The sequence below is a fragment of the Streptomyces alkaliphilus genome (assembly GCF_014141535.1).
Taxonomy (GTDB): domain Bacteria; phylum Actinomycetota; class Actinomycetes; order Streptomycetales; family Streptomycetaceae; genus Streptomyces; species Streptomyces alkaliphilus.
Window position 1 is genome coordinate 1 of record NZ_VKHT01000631.1, and the last position, 3087, is coordinate 3087.

Genomic DNA, 3087 nt, shown 5'->3' on the forward strand with positions numbered 1-3087 from the left:
TGTCGATGGGGCGATCATTTCCGGACACCCCGGCGCGCGGGTGCGGTGCCCGCGCGGGGAGATTCCGCGCGGTGCCCGGGTCCGGGGACCCCCGGGCGCCGGGTGGGGCAGGGGCGACCCGCCCCACCCGGCGCCGACGTCAGGCGGCCGGGCCGTCCCCGTCCGCCACGGTGGGGTCGGCCTCCGGGTCGACGGCCTCGCCGGTGACCACCGTCACCTCGCCGAAGCCCAGGCCGCGCACCGGCTCCGCGATCCGGGAGGCGTCGCCCACCAGGACCGTCACCAGGCGGTCGGCGGGGAAGGCGGCGACGGCCGCCGCCGTCGCCTCGACCGTGCCGGTCTCCGCCAGGCGCTCGTACATCCGGGCCTGGAAGTCGTCCGGCAGTTCCTGCTCCACCTGGTCGGCGAGGGTGCCCGCCACCGCGGCGGCCGTCTCGAACCGCAATGGGGCCACACCCACCAGGTTCCGCACCGCGGTGTCCCGCTCGGTGTCGGTCAGGCCCTCCTCGGCGAGGGTGACCAGCACCCGCCGCAGGTCCGCCAGTGCCTCGCCGGTGACCTCGGTGGCCACCGAGCCGCTGATCGCCAGCAGGGAACCGCCGGTGCCGTCGGCGGAGGAGCGCAACACGCGGGCGTACGCCCGCACACCGTAGGTGTAGCCCTTCTCCTCGCGCAGCACCAGGTCCAGCCGGGAGGTGAGCGTGCCGCCCAGGCAGTAGACGCCCAACTGCTGGGCGGGCCAGACCCGGTCGTGCCGGTCGGGGCCCACCCGGCCGATGAGCAGCTGGGTCTGAACCGAACCGGGCCGGTCCACCACGATCACCCGCGGCGAGTCGTCACCGGCCACCGGCGCGTACGGGGCCGGGGGCCGGTCGTCGCCCCGCCAGGTGCCCAGGGTCTCCCCGAGCATCCCGTCGAGGTCCACGCCGGTCAGGTCACCGACCACCACAGCGGTGGCGGTGGCGGGCCGCAGGTGCGCCTCGTGGAAGGCCCGCACGGCCTTGGTGTCGATGCGCGCGACGGTCTCCGCCGAGCCCTGGCGGGGTCGGGACATGCGGCTGTCGGCCGGGAAGATCGCCTCGGACAGGGCGATCGCCGCCCGACGGGCCGGGTTGGCCAGCTCGTGTGGGATCTCGTCGAGGCGGTTGCGGACCAGCCGCTCCACCTCGTGCTCGGGGAAGGCCGGGGCGCGCAGGGCGTCGGACAGCAGTTCCAGGCCCCGGCCCAGACGGGAGGCGGGGACCTCCAGCGAGATCCGGATCCCGGCGTGGTCGGCCCAGGCGTCCAGGGTCGCCCCGCAGCGTTCCAGCTCGGCGGCGAACTCCTCGCCGGTGTGCCGGTCGGTGCCCTCGGACAGGGCACGGGCGGTGATCGTGGCCACGCCCTCCCGGTCCCGGGGCTCGGCGGCCAGCGGTGCGGGCAGGTGGACCTCCACCGCCACGACCCGCTGCCCGGGACGGTGACTGCGCAGCACCGTCAGGCCGTTGGGCAGCGCGGAGCGATCGGGGGCCGGGAAGGCCCAGGGCTTCGGGGTGCCGCTGCCGGGCCGGGGGTGCAGCCGCATCCCGGTCCCCTCGACGGGGGTGGTCTCGGTCTCCGTCACCGCTGTTCCTCGCTCTCCGTGCCCGTGGTGTCGGTCGCCCCGTCGGCGTCCGCGGGGTCCTCGCCCGGTTCGTAGACCAGCACCGCCCGGTTGCGGGGGTGCAGTCGGGCGGCGGCGACCTCGCGGACCTCCTGCGGGGTGACCGCGAGCACCCGCTCGACGGCGGTCAGCGCCAGCCGCGGGTCGCCGAACAGGACGGCGTAGCGGCACAGCTCGTCGGCCCGGCCGCCGACGGTGGCCAGCCGGTCCAGCCACTCGCGCTCCAACTGGGCACGGGCCCGTTCCATCTCCTCGTCGGTGGGGCCCTCGGCGGCGAACCGCGCGAGCTCCTCGTCCACGGCCGCCTCGATGACGGGGATCTCCGCGTCGCCGGAGGTCTTCACGTCCAGCCATCCCAGGGAGGGCGCGCCGGCCAGGCGCAGCATGCCGAACCCGGCCGTCACGGCCGTGCCGTCGTGCCGCACCAGGCGGTTGTGCAGACGGGAGGACTCGCCACCGCCCAGCACGGTCAGCGCCAGGTCGGCGGCGTCGGCCTCGCGGGTGCCGTCGTGCGGGAGGCGGTAGGCGGCCATCAGGGCGCGCGCCGGGACGTCCGCGACCACCTCGCGGCGCAGCTCCTCGCCCAGGGTCTCGGGGAGGGTGCCGTCGCGCGGGGGGCGCTTGCCGTCGTGGGCGGGGATGGTGCCGAAGTACTTCTCGACCCACGCCAGGGTCTGCTCCGGGTCGATGTCGCCGACCACAGCGAGGACCGCGTTGTTCGGGGCGTAGTAGGTGCGGAAGAACTCCCGGGCGTCCTCCAGCGAGGCGGCGTCCAGGTGTGCCATCGAGCCGATGGGGGTGTGGTGGTACGGGTGCCCCTCGGGGTACGCCATCGCCACCAACTTTTCGAACGCGGTGCCGTAGGGGACGTTGTCGTACCGCTGGCGACGCTCGTTCTTCACCACGTCGCGCTGGTTGTCCAGCGACTCCTGGCCGAGCACCGTCAGCAGGGTGCCCATGCGGTCGGCCTCCAGCCAGAGCGCGAGCTCCACCTCGTGGGCCGGCATCGTCTCGAAGTAGTTGGTGCGCTCGAAACTGGTGGTGCCGTTGAGCGAGCCGCCGGCGCCCTGCACCAGCTCGAAGTGCCCGTTGCCGGGCACCTGGGCCGACCCCTCGAACATCAGGTGCTCGAAGAGGTGGGCCAGGCCGGTGCGGTCCGGCCGCTCGTGACGGGAGCCCACGTCGTACCAGAGGCAGACCGCCGCGACGGGGGTGAGGTGATCCTCGGAGAGCACCACGCGCAGGCCGTTGGACAGCCGGTGCTCGGTCGCGGTGAGTCCGCCGGTGGACTCCCGTGGGGTGGCCGTGTGGCCGATGGTCATGTGGTTCCTTTCGTCGTGTCGCCGACGGGGTCGGCGGGCACGGGCGGTTCGGTAGGGGCGGTTCGGCACGGACGGGCCCGCGGCACGGCGGGCCCGCACGGGTCGGCCGGCGGGGCACCGGAC

2 protein-coding genes are annotated in these 3087 nt (G+C 75.0%); both read right to left on the reverse strand.

The genetic code is table 11. From position 1 onward, the window contains the following. Positions 1-139 precede the first annotated feature (139 nt). Positions 140-1564 (reverse strand): M16 family metallopeptidase, encoded by a 1425-nt coding sequence (locus tag FNQ90_RS17715; RefSeq protein WP_182607279.1) that lies wholly within the window; start codon positions 1562-1564, stop codon positions 140-142. Positions 1565-1599: 35 nt separating this feature from the next. Next, positions 1600-2958 (reverse strand): M16 family metallopeptidase, encoded by a 1359-nt coding sequence (locus tag FNQ90_RS17720; protein ID WP_182607280.1) that lies wholly within the window; start codon positions 2956-2958, stop codon positions 1600-1602. Positions 2959-3087: the final 129 nt, after the last annotated feature.